The sequence below is a fragment of the Nocardioides ginsengisegetis genome (assembly GCF_014138045.1).
Taxonomy (GTDB): Bacteria; Actinomycetota; Actinomycetes; order Propionibacteriales; family Nocardioidaceae; genus Nocardioides; species Nocardioides ginsengisegetis.
The window spans coordinates 3,349,718-3,365,888 of record NZ_JACGXA010000001.1 but is presented as its reverse complement, the minus strand read 5'-3'; the positions used below and the strand labels follow the sequence as shown (position 1 = coordinate 3,365,888).

The following is a 16,171-nucleotide window of genomic DNA, read 5'->3' as shown; positions in this document are numbered from 1 at the left end:
GAAATGGAGCGGGTGAAGGGCGCGATGGACGGCGGAACCGATGAGGCGCGCGAGGAGCTCCTGCTCGTGCTCCGTGAGTTCCTCGGAAAGCGCGAGGACGCTGCGTTGGCCGGGCCGGTCCCGTTCGAGCTCGACCGCTCGTGGTGGCACCAGCTCGCCGGGCTTGGCCTCTTCTCCCTGATCCTGACCGAGGACGACGGCGGTATCGGGTTGGGCCTCGATGACCTCGCCCGGACATTCGAGGTGCTCGGCGAGCACCGCGCGCCCGGTCCGCTGGTGTGGACCCAGCTGGCGGCCCTGGTCAACCCCGCGCTCGCGGCAGGAGATCTGGTGGTCGCCGGGGTCGATCTGACCGTCGTGCGACCCGGCGACGCCGTCTTGGTCCCGCACTTCGCGGGCGCCGACAGATTGCTCGTGCTGTGGTCGGACGCCGTGCGGATCTTCGACACCCGCGACGTCGAGTCCGTGCTCCTGGACGCGCCGATCGACCCGGAGACCCCGGTCTCCCGGATCGGGTTCCTGCCGGACGCCGAGCAGGTCGGGGGAGCCGAGGATGCCGACCGGTTGCGCAAGATCGGTGGCCTGCTCACCGCAGCGACCCTGCTGGGCGTGAGCCAGGCGGCCCTGGACGTGGCCGTGGCCTACGCCAAGGACCGACACCAGTTCGGCCGGCCGATCGGCAGCTTCCAGGCGATCAAGCACCTGCTCGCCGACTCCTACGCCCGCACCAATCTGGCTCGGGCCGCCGTCTACGCCGCGGCCGAGCTCCGCGGGGCGGGTGCCGACGGGGACGGGTACGACCTCCCCGCAGCCCAGCTGCTGGCGGCCAAGGCCGCCGACGGGAACTCCCGCACGGCCGTCCAGGTGTTCGGCGGGATGGGTTTTGCCTGGGAGACGCCCCCGCACCTGTTGCTCAAGCGGACCTGGCTGCTCGAGCACGAGTTCGGCACTACCGGCGAGCATGCCCTCGCCGTCGCGCACGCCCTCGCCGGAGGTTCTCGTGACTGAGGGCATCGAGGCCGCTGCGGCGGACGGCGTGCTGACGGTCAGCCTGGACCGGCCGGAGAAGAAGAACGCCCTCGACCAGGTTGCGCAGCGGCGCTTGGTGGAGGTCCTCGAGTCCGCCGCACTCGACGAGTCACTCCGGGTGATCCACCTGACCGCGGCCGGCGACAACTTCTGCTCCGGCTCGGACTGGGTGGCCGCCAACAACAGCCGAGAGGACCAGCCCGGCGGCAGGCCCCGCCCCGCCAGCCTGGTGCGCCGCCTGCCGCTGCAGAGCCATCGTGTCATCGAGCTGCTGCTCACGATCCAGCTGCCCGTGGTCGCCAGCGTGCGCGGGATCGCCGCCGGTATGGGCTGCCAGCTTGCCCTGGCTGCCGACTTCACGGTCGCCGCCGAGGACGCCAGCTTCTGGGAGCCGTTCGTGCTGCGTGGCTTCACTCCCGACACCGGGTCCACCTGGTTGCTGCCCCGCCTCGCCGGCCTCGCGCGGGCACGACGGATGTTGCTGCTCGGCGAGTTGGTCACCGGATCGACCGCCGCGGAGTGGGGGCTGATCCACGAGGCCGTCCCGGCTCCGCACGTCGAGGCCGCCGCACTCGCCCTGGTGGACAGGCTCGCCGGGGGACCGACGGTGGCGCTCGGCCTGACCAAGCAGCAGCTGGTCCGCTCCGCCGAGTCGACGCTCACCCAAGCCCTGGCCGACGAGTCCTATGGCCTCGAGCTGGCTGCCCGCACCTCCGACTTCCGGGAGGGCCTGAAGGCCTTCTCCGAACGCCGGGACCCCCAGTTCCGAGGGAACTGAGAAGCCAATGCCGCCCAGCGAGGGGACGTGAGCATGACTTACGAGACGATCCTGTACGACGTCAGTGAGCGGATCGCCACGATCACGCTGAACCGTCCCGAGGTTCTCAACGCGATCAGCCCGCTGATGGCGCGCGAGCTCAAGGACGCCTACGCCGCGGCGGAGGCGGACCCCGAAGTGTGGATCGTCATCGTCACCGGGGTCGGTCGTGCGTTCTGCACCGGAGCAGATGTCAGTGACATCCCCGGCACTGGCCAGGTCGTCTACGAAGAGGCGTATCTCTCGACCCACGAACAGTGGGACGCCCCGCAGGAGGCGAGCCCGCCGTTCCGCACGATGACCAAGCCGGTGGTCGCCGCCATCCAGGGGCTGTGCGCCGGCGCGGGCATGGATCTGCTCTCCACAGCCGACGTCGTGATCGCCGCGGACCACGTCGAGTTCCTCGACCCTCATGTCTCGATCGGGCTGGTCTCGGCGCGCGAGGCCGTCCGGTACGCCCGGGTGCTGCCCCTGAACGTGGCGATGAGGTTCGCGCTGATGGGCAAGCAGGAACGGCTCTCCGCCCAACGCTTTTACGACCTGGGTCTGATCACCGAGCTGGTGCCCGTCGACGAGCTTCCCGACCGCGCCCGGGAGATCGCCCGGATGGTCAACAGGAATGCGCCGCTGGCCGTGCGGGGCACCCGGATGGCCATCCGCAAGGGACTCGCGCTCCCCGTCTACGAGGCTGAGCTGCTCGCGGAGACCTACCGCGAGCGGGTCACCCGCACCGAGGACGCGCTGGAGGGGCCGAAGGCGTTCGTGGAGAAGCGCGCCCCGGAATGGCAGTGCAGATGAGCGAGTACGGCACCCTGCTCCTCGACATCGACACGGAGACGCACGTCGCGACCGTGACCTTGAACCGGCCGGACCGTCTCAACGCCTTCAACCGGCAGATGTGCGAGGAGGTCGCGCGGGTCTGGCACCGGCTCAAGTTCGACGAGACCGTGCACGCCGTCGTCCTTCGTGCAGCCGGTGACAAGGCCTTCTGCGCCGGCCTCGACGTCCAGGAGAGCTACGGCCAGCCCGACGACATCTGGAACCACGAGGACCCCGGTGAGCTGCTCAGCCCGAAGTGGCAGAAGCTCTGGAAACCGGTCGTCTGTGCGGTCCAGGGGATGTGCACCGCGGGTGCGTTCTACTTCCTCAACGAGGCCGACGTGGTGCTCTGCTCTGAGGACGCGACGTTCTTCGACTCTCACGTCACCTTCGGGATGGTCTCCGCGATCGAGCCGATCGGCCTGATGCGAAGGATCGGCCTCGGCGACACGCTGCGGATCGCTCTGGCCGGCAACGACGAGCGGGTCACCGCTACGACCGCGCTGCGGATCGGTCTGGTCTCCGAGGTCGTCGCCGACCGCGACCAGTTGTGGGCCCGCGCCGACGCGCTCGCCACCCGGATCGCCGCGAAGCCGTCGGCCGCCACCCAGGGGACCGTCCGGGCGATCTGGGAGTCGCTCGACAAGCCGTATCGGGTCGCCGTCGAGCAGGGTCTTGCCTACACCCGGATCGGAAACCCGATCGGGATGGCACAGGTGACGCGTGAGGGGATGCGCAAGGGCACGGGAGAGCGCCGATGACCTCGACGACCGAGAGCAACCTGGTTGCCGAGCGGCTGCGGCACGTGATGGCGCTCGACCCACAGGCCAACCTGATCGAGTTCGACGGCGAGTGGTGGACCTGGGGGCGGATCGCCGAGATGGCCCGCGCTGTCGCGACCCGGTTGCCGAGCCCGGGAGCCCCGGTCGGGATCCTGCTGCGCAACACCCCGCAGCACGTCGCCGCGGTCCTGGGCGTGCTGCTCGCCGACTGCTGCGTCGTCACGATCAACCCCAGCCTGGGCGGCGACCGGGTCCGCGCCGACCTCGCGGCGCTGGACCTGGACCTGCTGATCGGCAACGGCCAGGACCTCGCGGAATTCACCGACAGGACGTTCGGCCTGCCGCGCCTCGCCTTAGGCCCCGGCGGCGTGGCTGGGGGAGTGAGCGTCGCGCGGTCGACCCCGCGTCCGGGAGTTGCGGTGCTGATGCTGACCAGCGGCACCACCGGCCCGCCGAAGCGGATCGAGTTGAGTGCGCAGGTCCTGCTGCGCACGCTGGCCGGCGCCAAGCACTACGAGTCCTCGTCCGAGACCGCGCCCACGCTGCGCCGGGGCGTCGCCATCGTCAACTCGCCGCTGGTCCACCTCAGCGGCGTCTTCCGCACCCTCCAGTGCGTGCTGGACGGCCGGTCGTTCGCGCTGCTCCCGCGCTTCGACGTCGCGCTCTGGGCCGACGCCGTCCGTCGGCACCGGCCCAAGACCGCGAGCCTGGTGCCCACCGCGCTGCGGATGGTGCTCGAGTCCGACCTCACCCGCGACGACCTGGCGTCGTTGCTCTCGGTGACCTCGGGGACGGCGCCCCTCGACCCCGTCGACGCGGACGCGTTCGCCGAGCGGTTCGGGGTCCCGGTGCTCACGTCGTACGCGGCCACCGAGTTCGGCGGGGGTGTCGCCGGCTGGAACCTCAGGGACCACCAGAGATACGCCCCGACCAAGCGTGGCAGCGTCGGCCGCGCGCACGCCGGGTGTGGCCTGAGGGTCGTGGACGAGGACGGCACCGACCTCGGCGCCGATGTCACCGGCCTGCTCGAGGTGCGTCCGGCCCAGTTCGGCCCCGACGCGGCCTGGATGCGGACCACGGACCTGGCGCGGATCGACGCCGACGGGTTCCTCTGGATCCTCGGTCGCGCCGACCAGACCATCATCCGCGGCGGTTTCAAGGTCCAGCCCGACACTGTCCGCTCGGCCCTCGAGCAGCTGTCCGCAGTGCGCGCCGCGTCCGTCTTCGGGGTGCCCGACGACCGGCTGGGAGAGATCCCGGTCGCGCTCGTCGAGCTCCGTCACGGACACCAGCGGAGCGTCGAGGACCTGCTCGCCGACATCGCGCCGCGTCTGGCCCGCTACGAGATGCCTGCCCTGCTTCAGATCGTCGACGTGCTGCCGCGCACCGCCTCCGGGAAGGTCGACCTCACCGCTGCCCGTGCCCTGATCTCCGAGGAGTCCTGATGTCCGTCTTCCTGCCCACTGCTTCGGACGACGCCTTCCGGGCCGAGATTCGCGACTGGTTCGCGACCGCCCTGGTCGAACAGGGTCCGCCTCCGACCGAGCACGACTGGGCCGCCCGCCGTGCCTATGACGCGTCTTGGCAGAACCGCCTCTTCGAGGGCGGGTACGCCGGGATGAACTGGCCGAGCGAGTTCGGTGGGAGGGCCGCACCGCTGGGCCACCAGCTCGTCTACTTCGAGGAGTACGCCCGCGCCGGCGCACCCGCTCCGGGCACGATGTTCGTGGGCACCCGGCACGCCGGTCCGACGCTGATCGCCGAGGGCACACCGGCCCAGCGTGCCTTCCACCTGCCGCGGATCCTGACCGGCCAGGACGTCTGGTGCCAGGGCTTCTCCGAGCCCGAGGCCGGCTCGGACCTGGCCTCGTTGCGCACCCGCGCGGAGCTCGTGGACGACGAGTCCGGACCTCATTTCCTGGTCACCGGCCACAAGATCTGGAGCACGCGTGCCCAGGTGGCGGACTACTGCGAGTTGCTCGTCAGGACCGACCCCGGCGCCTCCAAGCACGCGGGCATAAGCTGGTTGATCCTGGACATGTCCTTGCCGGGCATCGAGGTTCGGCCGTTGCAGACGATCGACAACGACGACCATTTCTGCGAGATCTACCTCGACCGGGTCCGGGTGCCGGTGGCGAACCTCGTGGGTGCGGAGAACGACGGGTGGCGGGTCACCAACGTCACCCTGCGCTTCGAGCGCGGAACCGCCTTCGCCTCGCACACCATCGAGATGCGGGAAACCCTGCACGCGCTGGTGGCCCTGGCCAAGCAGCGCTACGTCGGGTCCGAGACCGCCTGGCAGGACGCGGGACTGCGCCGTGACGTCGGGGCGATGGCGGCGGAGGTCACCGCACTGTGGCGGATGACCCAGCTCTCCATCGCCGAGGTGGAGCGCACCGGGGTGCCGGCGCAGTTCGGCTCAGCGGTGAAGCTGCGCTACTCCGAGCTCGTCCAGGACATCGCCGACCTCTTCGTCCGGGTGGCCGGCCGGCCCTCCATCGGCGGTTCGCCGGTCGCCGGCACCGACACCGGCGGGTTGGTGCACGACTACCTCTGGTGGCTGCACACCACGATCGCCGCAGGAACATCGCAGATCCAGCGCAACCTGATCGCCGAGCGCATTCTCGGGCTCCCCAAGGGGGCCTGAGTGGGAGGCGTGCTCGACGGGATCAAGATCCTCGACTTCGGCAGGTTCATCGCCGCGCCCTGGTGCAGCGCGATCCTGGCCGACATGGGTGCGGACGTGATCAGGGTCGAGAAGCGCGAAGGCGGCGAGGACCGTTGGGTCCAGGCCGTGACCGCGGGAGGCGAGGGCGGCACCTTCCTGCAGTGCAACCGGAACAAGCGCTCGCTGACACTGGACACCACCACACCCGAGGGCCTCGAGATCACCCGCCGGCTGGTCGCGGAGTCCGACATCGTCATCGCCAACATGCCGTTGGTCGGTCTGCGCGCCAACGGCCTGGACTACGACACCCTGCGCGCCATCAAGCCCGACATCATCCTGGCCACTGCGACGGCGTACGGCGAGGGCGGCCCCTACAGCCACCGGATCGGGTTCGACGGCGCCGGACAGGTGATGTCCGGCGCTACCGCCCGGCAGGGCCTCGCCGACCAGCCGATCCGCACGGTCGTCCCCTACGCCGACTTCGGCACCGCGATGACCATGGCCATCGGCGTGATGATGGCGCTCTTCCACCACCGCAGCACCGGCCAGGGCCAGCACGTGGAGTCGGCGCTGCTGCCGACCGCTCTGATGCTCTCCAACGCGTTCCTGATTGAGCGCGAGCTGCTCGGGACCGACAAGCCCCGGATGGGCAACCGCGGCACCTCCGTCGCGCCGTGCGACCTGTTCGCGGTCAAGGACGGCTGGGTGCTGCTCCAGGTTGCCGGCCAGCCGATGTTCAAGCGGTGGTGCCGACTGGTCGACCGGCTCGACCTGTTCGACGACCCGCGCTTCGCCGATGACGACCTGCGCTGGGAGAACGGCGACGTCCTCAACGACCTGATGGCCGGCTGGTGCCGGGACAAGACCAAGGCCGAGGCGCTCGGGCTGATGGAGTCGTTCAAGCTCCCAGCCGCGCCGTTGCACTCCACCGCCGACGTGCTCGAGGACGCGCACATCGCGACGATGGGCTACCTGCACCGGGTGCCTTTCCCCGGGGCAGCCAAGCCAGTGCCGATCATCGAGACGCCGTTCCGGATGTCTGCGACACCGGGCACGATCCGGCGCCGCGCACCGCTGCTCGGCGAGCACACCGACGAGATCCTCGCCGAGGTCGGCATCGGGTCCACCGAGGTCGCCGGCCTGCGCGCACGGGGGATCGTGTGAGCTCCGCGCACCCGATGGAGTGGGGCGTCAAGCCACTGCCCGAGCAGGAGCGTTTCGCCGCGGTGGTCCGCGAGGTCACCGCGCAGGTGCTCAGCCTGGAGCAGGGGAGCCCGGTTCTCGACGGGCTGCTCGGCGTCCTGGAACGAGCTCGCGACGAGCTGGCCGGACTGGTGCCGGCGGCGATGCACCCGCGGGTCGGCGAGCGGGTCCACAGCGACGGTCGGGTGTTCGTCGACCACTGCCGTGACATCGGGGCCTTCAACCCGATGTTCCCGGTCTACACGATCGCCGTGAAGAGCGCCGAGCGAGCATGCGGCACCGTCAACTTCCCGATCGCGTACGAGGGCCCGGCGGGGTGCGTCAACGGCGGGTTCCTGGCGGTCTTCTTCGACGAGGTCGTCCAGCACCACAACTGCGCCCTCGGGGTCTCCGGGGCGACCCGCGACTTCGACATCTCTTATCGAAGACCCACACCACTGCTGGTGGACCTGGCGTTCGAGATCACCCGCGAGGTGACCGACCGCGTGGTCTGCTCCGAGGTCCGGCTGCTGCACGGCGAGGACCTGCTCTGCTCCGCCACCACGAACGCCGCCCTCATCGAGCGCGAGAGCCCGGCCGTTGCTGAACGGAGGTCCGGATGAGTCCGCGGACCGTCGGCGCGGTGCTGCGGCAGCGCGTCGAGGTGGACCCCGACGCCGTCTTCCTGATCTGCGACGAGGAGCGGCTGACCTACGGCGAGCTCCAACGCCGCTCGGCTGAGGCAGCGAAGGCCCTTCTAGCGGCCGGTGCGGGGCACGGCACCCACGTCGCACTGCTGATGCCCAACGGGGCGGACTTCGCGGTCGCGGCCGTGGCGATCATGCGGATCGGTGCGGTCGCGGTCCCGTTGAGCACGCTCTCCTCGGTCGCCGAGCTGCGCACGCTGGTCGATGGCTCGGACACCCGGCTCCTGCTCGCGGCCAGGAGCGTGCGCGGTCGCGCCTTCGACGAGCTGCTAGGTGCGGCGGTCGGCGAGCCTCCTTCGGTGCTGGCGCCGGCGCTACAGCGGACCGTCTTCACTGACGAGGTCCTGGCCGAGGCCCCGGTCAGCGACGAGCTGCTCGCCGCGGCCGAGGACCGGGTGCGCCCTGCCGACCCGGTCGTCATCGTGCACACCTCGGGCTCGACCTCGGCGCCCAAGGGTGTGGTGCACTCGCACAGTGGGCTGCTGGACCATCTGGTCGTCCTCAATGACCTGCGCAACTACCGGCCGGGGGAGATCCTTTTCTCCAACTCCCCGTTCTTCTGGATCGGCGGCTTCGCGTACACCTTCCTCGGCACCCTGGTCGCCGGCGCGACCGTGCTCTGCTCGCAGGAGGGCGACCCCGCGAAGGTGCTGGACCTGCTCGAACGCGAGCAGCCGACGATGTGCAACGGATACGCCGTCTCGGCCACCGCGCTGGCCGCCGATCCGAGCTTCCCCGGGCGTGACCTCTCCACGATGACGCGCGGCAACCTCTACGCACTGATGCCGGCGGAGTCGGTCCCGGCCGATCCTGCCCTGCGCACCAACATGCTCGGCATGACCGAGGGCGGCAGCGTGGTGATGACCGGGACCGCGGCCGAAGCCGAGGCCGACCTGCCCGAGCACCTGCGAGGCTCCTTCGGTCGTCCGACGCCCGATCTGGAAGCCAGGATCGTCGACCGGACCACCGGCACGGACGTCGCGACCGGCGAGCGGGGCGAGCTCTGGCTCCGTGGACCGGCGATGATGCTCGGCTACTACGGGCGCGAGCGCTGCGAGGCCTTCGACGCTGAAGGCTGGTTCCACACCGGTGACCTGGTGCACCGCGACGACAGCGACCACTGGTACTTCCACGGTCGCGGCGACGACATGATCAAGACAGCCGGTGCGAACGTCTCTCCGGCAGAGGTGCGTGACGCGATCCTCGCCGCTACCGGGCTGGACTCGATCGCGTTCGGGCTGCCGGATCCCGGGAAGGGTCACGTGGTCGCGGCGCTGCTGCTCACCGAGCGGCCCGCACCGGACGCCGACGTGCTCCGCGGGCTGCTCTCGCCATTGCTCTCGTCGTACAAGATCCCGAAGGTGGTGCGCTCGATCGCCAGGACGGAAGTGCCGTTGCGGTCCAGCGGCAAGGTCGACATGACGCGGGTGAAGGAGATGTTCGGTGGCTGAGGACGCGCTGGCGGGGCGAACGATCGTGATGTCCGGCGGAAGTCGCGGCATCGGGTTGGCGATCCTGCTCGCTGCCGCCGAACAGGGCGCGAACGCGGTCCTGCTGGCGAAGACCGATGCTCCCCACCCGCGCCTGCCGGGCACGATCCACACCGCCGTTGCGGAGATCGAGGCGGCTGGGGGTCGGGCGATCGCGGTGCTCGGTGATGTGCGCAGCGAGGACGACTGCGCACGCGCCGCGGCCAGCGCCCATGACGAGTTCGGCGGCATCGACGTGGTGATCAACAACGCCAGCGCGATGTCGCAGACTTCGACCGCCGACCTGTCGCTGAAACGCTACGACCTGATGGCCGACGTCAACATACGTGGGACCTTCAGCCTGACCCAGGCGTGCCTCCCCGCCCTGCGAGACGCCGCAGAGGCGCACATCCTGACCCTGTCACCGCCGCTGAACCTGGCCCCGCACTGGTTGGGCCGGTTCCCGGCCTACACGATGACGAAGTACGCGATGACCGTGCTGACTCTCGGCTGGGCCGCAGAGTTGGACGGCATCGACGCCAGTTGTCTGTGGCCCCAGACGCGGATCGCCACCACAGTGGTGAAAAATCTGCTCGGCGGAGATGAGGCGGTGGCCAAGTCGCGTGACCCGCGGATCATGGCGGACGCGGCGGTGGCGATGCTGGCTGCGCCTCGCGGCTGCTACAACGGACAGGCCTTGATCGACGTCGACGTCCTGAGAGACGCCGGGATCATCGACCTGTCGATCTACGGCGGCACCGATCAGCCGACACTCGACCTCTACGTGGACCCGCGATGAGCGAGTACGAACAGATCGCCTACGACGTCGCCGACGGGATCGCGACGATCACCCTGGCCCGCCCGGACGCGCTCAACACCTACACCCCACAGATGGGCCGCGAGCTGCTCAGCGCCTTCGACGGCGTGGACGGCGACGACGCGGTGCGAGTGTTGGTCATCACCGGCGCCGGCCGTGTTTTCTGTGCGGGCGCCGACGTGAGCGGCGGGGGCGACCGGTTCGCCTATCCCGGGGACGTCGAGCACGTCGACCCGGGAGGCGTGCTCGCGCTGCGACTGCACGCCCTGCTCAAGCCGGTGATCGTCGCGTTCAACGGCTCCGCGGCTGGCATCGGCGCGACACTTCCGCTGGCCGCGGACTTCCGGTTGGCGTCGAAGGACGCGCAGTTCGCGTTCGGCTTCACCCGCATCGGGATCGTGCCTGAGGCAGCGTCGAGCTGGTTCCTGCCGAACCTGGTCGGCCAGCAGCAGGCCCTCGAGTGGACCCTCACCGGGCGCAGGTTCGACACGACCGAGGCGCTGGCCGGCGGTCTGCTCCGCTCGGTCCACGACAGCGCGGACCTGCTGCCCGCGGTGTACGCCCTGGCGCGCGAGATCGTCGACAACGCCGCGCCGGTCGCGGTGGCGCTGACCCGGCAGATGATGCGGCGGCTCGCCGCGGAGGACACGCCCCTACCGGCGCACCAGGTCGGCTCAGCGGCCATGCAGGCGCTCGGTGGGGCGGCGGACGCGCGCGAGGGCATCGCTGCCTTCCTCGGCAAGCGGCCGGCGAACTTCCCCGGCCGGGTGAGCAGCGACCTGCCGGACTTCTTCCCCTGGTGGGGCAAGGAGCCGCCGTGAACTCGCACTTCCTCCGTGACCTCGGCACCGCCCAGGTCCTGCTCGACAAGAGCCGCGCCGTCCTGACCGCCCCGGTCAGCGATCTGGTCCGAAACGGCTGCGGCAGCGCTGCGCTCGGCGTCCTGGTAACCCTGGTCGACATCGTCACCTCCGATCCGGCGATGGCGTCGTGCCCGGACGACTGGCTGGCGACTCGCGACCTGGTCCTGCACACCGCAGCACCCGTGACTGTTGGCCCCGTCGTGGTCGACGCACGGTTGACCCGAGTCGGCAGTTCCGGTGTCGTCGTCGGCACCAACGTGTACGACGGCAACGGTTGCGACGACCTGGACGAGCTGGCCGCGACGATCGACCGTGGAGCGCTCGTCGCCGCGGCCACCGGGCTGGTCACCTTCGCCCGGATGACCCGGCTGGCGGCTCCGGGGATGGACCACTACAGCCCCGGTGACTGGATCGGCGAGGTCCGTCGGACCGTCGGTGACGCGACCGCGACCTCCCCCGTCTACGACCGTTTGGGCGCGCGCGTCCTCGCGGCCGGAGCGGTGGAGATCGACTGCTCTCCATACGTGGTCAACTCGATCGGCACCGTCACAGGCGGCGCCCAGGCCGCGCTCGCCGAGCTCGCGGCGCTCTCGGTGGCGCCCGGCCAGGAGGCCGTGGACATGCAGCTGCACTTCCTCGCCCAGGTGCGTGTGGGTCCGCTGCGGACCCGCAGCGCTGTCGTCCGCCGTGCCCCGGACCACAGCGTGGTGAATGTGCGACTGCTCGACGCCGGCGACGAAAACCGCCTCCTCACCCTCGCCACGGTCACGACCCAGGCCTGAGCCCAGCCCGTCGACCTGCCGCAGTCCCTGATGGTGCTGGGGCGCCCGGGAGCTTGGCGTGGATCGTCGGACGGGTGAAGTCGAAGTCGAGCAGCCCGGCGCTCGGCCCGCTCTCAGGCAGCGGGGCCTTCCACGGCCGGAGCGATATCGCCTCATGGGTGCCATCTCGCCAGGCGGGAAGCAAGGTTGCACAAGTTGAGAATATGATTCTCGCCAAGTACATTCGCCGGATGCGTGTTGTAGTCGTGGGAGCCTCGAGCGGCCTGGGCCGCTGCATCGGTGTCGGTCTGGCAAAGCGCGGCGCGCGGGTGGCGTTGCTCGCGCGTCGTCTGGACCGGCTCGAGCGCGCGGTCGAGGAGGCCGGCGACGGCGCGGTGGCGCTTGCCTGCGACGTGACCGACGAGGAGTCGGTGGCGGCGGCCGTCGAGAAGGCGGCGGTAGCCCTGGGCGGCATCGACGGTGTCGTCTACTCCACGGCACTGATGACCGTCGGGGCGCTGCGCGACGTGGGGGCGAACCGGTGGGCGGATGCCTTTGCGACCAACGTGACCGGCGCGGCGCGGGTGACCGCGCAGACCCTCCCGTACCTCGAGAAGTCCCGCGGCACGGCGATCTACCTCTCCTCGATCTCTGCCTCGCTCACGCCGCCGTGGTCGCTGATCGGCTCCTACGTCGCCACCAAGGCCGCGCTCGACAAGATGGTCGAAGCGTGGCGTTGGGAGCACCCGGACGTCGGCTTCACCCGGATCGCGGTCGGCGAGTGCGCCGGCGGGCCCGGCGAGTCCGGCACCCAGTTCGGCAGCCAGGAGGACCAGGCCGTCCTCACCGCCGGCATCCACGACTGGATCCGCCGCGGCTACATGACAGGTGACCTGGTCGATCCGGACGATCTCGTGCACGCCGTCGACGCCGTACTGAGGCTCGGTCCGAGCAGCTCAATCCCCCACCTCGCGCTGACCCCACGATCGGCTCCGCGCACAACAGAAGGAAGCAGCTGATGGAAGACGTGCTCGGCTACGCAGGGAAGCAGGTCGTCGTCACCGGCGCCGCATCGGGGATGGGTGCCGCCACCGCGCGGATCCTGACCGAGCTCGGCGCTCGAGTGACCGCGCTGGACATCAAGCCGACCGAGGTGGCGGTGGAGCGGTCGATCGAGGTCGACCTGCGCGACCCCGACTCCATCGACGCAGCCGCGGCGGCCATCGACGGACCCGTCGACGGGCTGTTCAGCTGCGCCGGTCTGCCCGGTCCGCCGTTCAGTGAGCTGGACACGATGCTGGTCAACTTCGTCGGGGCCCGGCACCTGGCCGAACGGCTCGTGCCCTTGATGCCGCCCGGTTCGGCGATCACGTGCATCTCCTCCTCGGCCGCGCGCGGCTGGGAGAAGCAGGTCCCGTTGCTCACCGAGCTGATCACGACTGACAGCTTCGAGGCTGCGGTCGAGTGGCTCCTGGCCAACGAGGAGAAGTGGAACTGGAGCGGGTACCTCTTCTCCAAGTGGACCACCGACGCCTGGGTCTCCTGGTGGTACGCCGACCTGGCCGCGGACGGGATCCGGATCAACTGCATCAACCCCGGTCCGACCGACACCGCGATGATGCCGGCCTTCCAGGACTTCGCCACCAAGGAGGTCGTGGACACCTCGATGGGTCCGGTCGGCCGGTACGCGACCGCGGACGAACAGGCCTGGCCGGTGGTGATGCTGGGCAGTCCGCGGTCGGGCTACGTGGCAGGCACCGTCCTGTGGACCGACGGCGGCTGGAACGGCGCGATGAACGTCAAGCGCCGGGCCGCGGAATGGGCGCAGAGGCCCGCGACCGTCAATGGCTGAGAACCCTAGTCAACAATCACCGAGAACGGTATTCTCCATGCCAGGTACACACTCGATCTGAACGAAGGAAGTCGACCGATGACGACCCCGCTGAGCTTCCCGGTGTTCGACGCCGACAACCACATGTACGAGACCCAGGACGCGCTGACGAAGTTCCTGCCCAAGGAGCACCAGGACGCGATCGCGATCGTCGAGGTCAACCGGCGCAAGAAGCTGTTGATCAACGGCCAGATCTCGAACATGATCCCGAACCCCACCTTCGAGAAGGTGGCGGCGCCGGGCAGTGCCGAGGCGTACTTCCAGGGCAACAATCCGGACATGCTCTCCTTCCGTGAGTTCATCGGTGACGCGATCCCGTCGCCGCCGTCGTTCCGCGACCCGGCCCCGCGCCTGGAGCTGATGAACGAGCTCGGGCTGGACTACGCGACCATGTACCCGACCCTGGCCAGCCTGATCGAGGAGCGCAGCGCGTCCAACCCGCAGTTGACCCACGTGATGATCCACGCGCTCAACGAGTGGATGCACGAGCACTGGAGCTTCAACTACGAAGAGCGGATCTTCGCCACCCCGGTGATCACGCTCCCGATCGTCGAGGAGGCGATCAAGGAGCTCCACTGGTGCCTCGAGCGCGGGATGAAGACCTTCTTGATCCGGCCGGCTCCGGTCCCCGGTCTCAACGGCCGCACCCGGTCGATGGCGCTGCCGGAGTTCGACCCGTTCTGGGCCGAGGTCGAGAAGGCCGGCGTCCCGGTGACGATCCACGCCTCCGACACCGGCTACATCAAGTACGTCGACGCCTGGGAGCCCATGGACGAGTGGGACGCCTTCAAGCCCAGTCCGTTGCGCAACCTGGTGATGGGTCACCGTGACATCTGCGACACCATCGCGGCGATGATCTGCCACGGCCTCTTCGACAGGTTCCCGAACCTGAACGTCGCGATCATCGAGAACGGCAGCTCCTGGGTTCCGGGACTGATCCACGACCTGAACCGGTCCTACGGCATCAACAGCGGGCTCTACAACGAGAACCCGGTGGACACCTTCAAGAAGCACTTCTGGATCCACCCGTTCTTCGAGGAGAACCCGATCGAGCTGATCGAGGCCATGGGCGCCGACCACGTGCTCTTCGGGTCGGACTATCCGCACCCCGAGGGGATGGCCGAGCCGCTCGGCTTCAAGAAGTTTCTCGACCCCCTCATGCCCGAGTCCGATGTCCAGAAGGTCATGGGCGGCAACATCGCCGGCCTCCTCGGCATCGAGCTGGAGCACAAGATCCCGGCCTGAGGTGCCCACTCTCCAGCAGGACGAGCGTCTCTCCGCGTCGGCCGTGGTCCGAGCGTCGCCGGAGCAGGTGCGCGCAATCGTCTCCGACGCCACCTGGACCCGAGACCTCGCCGAGGCCGGGTCAACATGACCGGGACCAAGCTCGTGATGGGGGCCAACGGCTTTCTCGGCTCACACGTCACCCGCAAGCTCGTCGAGCGGGGCGATCAGGTCCGGGTGTGGCTGCGTCGCACGAGTTCGAACGTCAACATCGCGGACCTCGAGGTCGAGCCACGCTTCGGCAACCTCGACGACATCGACGCGCTGCGGGCCGCGATGATCGGCGTGGACACGGTCTTCTACTGCATCGTCGACACCCGTGCCTGGCTGCGGGACTCCACGCCGCTGTTCGCGACCAACGTCGAGGCGCTGCGCGGAGTGCTCGACGTCGCCGTCGAGGTCGGGGTACCGAAGTTCGTCTTCTGCAGCACGGTCGGCACCATCGGCATCGTCGAGCAGGGTCTGGCGGACGAGGAGACCCCTCACACCTGGACGCACCTCGGTGGTCCCTACATCGAGACTCGGGTCCAGGCGGAGAACCTGGTGCTGGAGGCGGCACGCGATCGCGCCCTCCCCGCCGTGGTGCTCAACGTCGGGACCACGTACGGTCCACGCGACCATGGCCCGACGCCTCACGGGAAGATGGTCATGATGGCCTCGCGCGGCAAGATGGCCGGCTATGTCAGGGGAGCGTCGATGGAGGTCGTCGGCATCGAGGACGCTGCGGAGGCCTTCCTGATGGCCGAGCAGAAGGGCAAGGTCGGCGAGCGCTACATCATCTCGGAGCGCTACCTGACGATTCAGGACCTGCTCGCGATCGCGGCCGACGAAGGGGGTGTGACCCCGCCCCGCTTAGGTCTCTCGCTCCCGCTGATGCGGGTGATCGGTGCCATCGGCGGAGCCGCCTCGCGGGTGGTTGGCAGGGACTCGGTGATCACTCCGACCAGCGTCCGGCTGATGCACATCCAGTCCGCGCTCGACCACGGCAAGGCGAGCCGAGAGCTCGGCTGGGAGCCGGGCCCGACGCCGGACGCGATCCGGGCCGGCGTGCGCTGGTTCAACGAGCCTCGCTGACCGCGCTC

The 16,171-nt window shown here is 69.6% G+C and carries 16 protein-coding genes; all 16 read left to right on the top strand.

The window, feature by feature from the left end:
• The first annotated feature begins 3 nt into the window (after window positions 1-3).
• A complete protein-coding gene (locus tag FB382_RS16215; RefSeq protein WP_182540774.1) occupies window positions 4-1,008 on the top strand; it encodes an acyl-CoA dehydrogenase family protein in 1,005 nt (334 codons plus the stop codon).
• Window positions 1,001-1,807: an enoyl-CoA hydratase-related protein gene (locus tag FB382_RS16210; protein WP_182540773.1), complete on the top strand. Its 807-nt coding sequence runs from the start codon at window positions 1,001-1,003 to the stop codon at window positions 1,805-1,807. Before FB382_RS16215 ends, FB382_RS16210 begins: the two co-directional genes overlap by 8 nt.
• A 33-nt stretch (window positions 1,808-1,840) precedes the next feature.
• A complete protein-coding gene (locus FB382_RS16205; protein ID WP_182540772.1) occupies window positions 1,841-2,644 on the top strand; it encodes an enoyl-CoA hydratase/isomerase family protein in 804 nt (267 codons plus the stop codon).
• Window positions 2,629-3,426 carry an enoyl-CoA hydratase/isomerase family protein gene (locus tag FB382_RS16200; RefSeq protein WP_246377214.1) on the top strand — a complete coding sequence of 266 codons (798 nt, stop codon included), beginning with the start codon at window positions 2,629-2,631 and terminating at the stop codon, window positions 3,424-3,426. Before FB382_RS16205 ends, FB382_RS16200 begins: the two co-directional genes overlap by 16 nt.
• Window positions 3,423-4,892: a class I adenylate-forming enzyme family protein gene (locus FB382_RS16195; RefSeq protein WP_182540771.1), complete on the top strand. Its 1,470-nt coding sequence runs from the start codon at window positions 3,423-3,425 to the stop codon at window positions 4,890-4,892. Before FB382_RS16200 ends, FB382_RS16195 begins: the two co-directional genes overlap by 4 nt.
• A complete protein-coding gene (locus FB382_RS16190; protein ID WP_182540770.1) occupies window positions 4,892-6,094 on the top strand; it encodes an acyl-CoA dehydrogenase family protein in 1,203 nt (400 codons plus the stop codon). Before FB382_RS16195 ends, FB382_RS16190 begins: the two co-directional genes overlap by 1 nt.
• A complete protein-coding gene (locus FB382_RS16185) occupies window positions 6,095-7,279 on the top strand; it encodes a CoA transferase (RefSeq protein ID WP_182540769.1) in 1,185 nt (394 codons plus the stop codon). It abuts the gene before it with no gap.
• Window positions 7,276-7,920, top strand: coding sequence for a hypothetical protein (locus FB382_RS16180; protein ID WP_182540768.1), 645 nt, complete (start codon window positions 7,276-7,278; stop codon window positions 7,918-7,920). The genes FB382_RS16185 and FB382_RS16180 overlap by 4 nt, the downstream gene beginning before the upstream one ends.
• Window positions 7,917-9,455: a class I adenylate-forming enzyme family protein gene (locus tag FB382_RS16175; RefSeq protein ID WP_182540767.1), complete on the top strand. Its 1,539-nt coding sequence runs from the start codon at window positions 7,917-7,919 to the stop codon at window positions 9,453-9,455. Before FB382_RS16180 ends, FB382_RS16175 begins: the two co-directional genes overlap by 4 nt.
• On the top strand, window positions 9,448-10,272 hold the full coding sequence (locus FB382_RS16170; protein ID WP_182540766.1) for an SDR family oxidoreductase: 825 nt from the start codon (window positions 9,448-9,450) through the stop codon (window positions 10,270-10,272). Before FB382_RS16175 ends, FB382_RS16170 begins: the two co-directional genes overlap by 8 nt.
• On the top strand, window positions 10,269-11,111 hold the full coding sequence (locus FB382_RS16165) for an enoyl-CoA hydratase-related protein (protein ID WP_182540765.1): 843 nt from the start codon (window positions 10,269-10,271) through the stop codon (window positions 11,109-11,111). The genes FB382_RS16170 and FB382_RS16165 overlap by 4 nt, the downstream gene beginning before the upstream one ends.
• Window positions 11,108-11,935, top strand: a complete 828-nt coding sequence (locus tag FB382_RS16160; protein WP_182540764.1) for a hotdog domain-containing protein — start codon at window positions 11,108-11,110, stop codon at window positions 11,933-11,935. Before FB382_RS16165 ends, FB382_RS16160 begins: the two co-directional genes overlap by 4 nt.
• A 230-nt stretch (window positions 11,936-12,165) precedes the next feature.
• Window positions 12,166-12,933, top strand: coding sequence for an SDR family oxidoreductase (locus tag FB382_RS16155; RefSeq protein ID WP_182540763.1), 768 nt, complete (start codon window positions 12,166-12,168; stop codon window positions 12,931-12,933).
• A complete protein-coding gene (locus FB382_RS16150; protein WP_182540762.1) occupies window positions 12,933-13,766 on the top strand; it encodes an SDR family oxidoreductase in 834 nt (277 codons plus the stop codon). Before FB382_RS16155 ends, FB382_RS16150 begins: the two co-directional genes overlap by 1 nt.
• Window positions 13,767-13,844: 78 nt before the next feature.
• The gene (locus FB382_RS16145) at window positions 13,845-15,050 is read left to right on the top strand and encodes an amidohydrolase family protein (RefSeq protein ID WP_182540761.1); all 1,206 of its coding nucleotides are present in this window, start codon (window positions 13,845-13,847) and stop codon (window positions 15,048-15,050) included.
• A 126-nt stretch (window positions 15,051-15,176) separates the two neighbouring features.
• Window positions 15,177-16,163, top strand: a complete 987-nt coding sequence (locus FB382_RS16140; protein ID WP_182540760.1) for an NAD-dependent epimerase/dehydratase family protein — start codon at window positions 15,177-15,179, stop codon at window positions 16,161-16,163.
• Window positions 16,164-16,171: the final 8 nt, after the last annotated feature.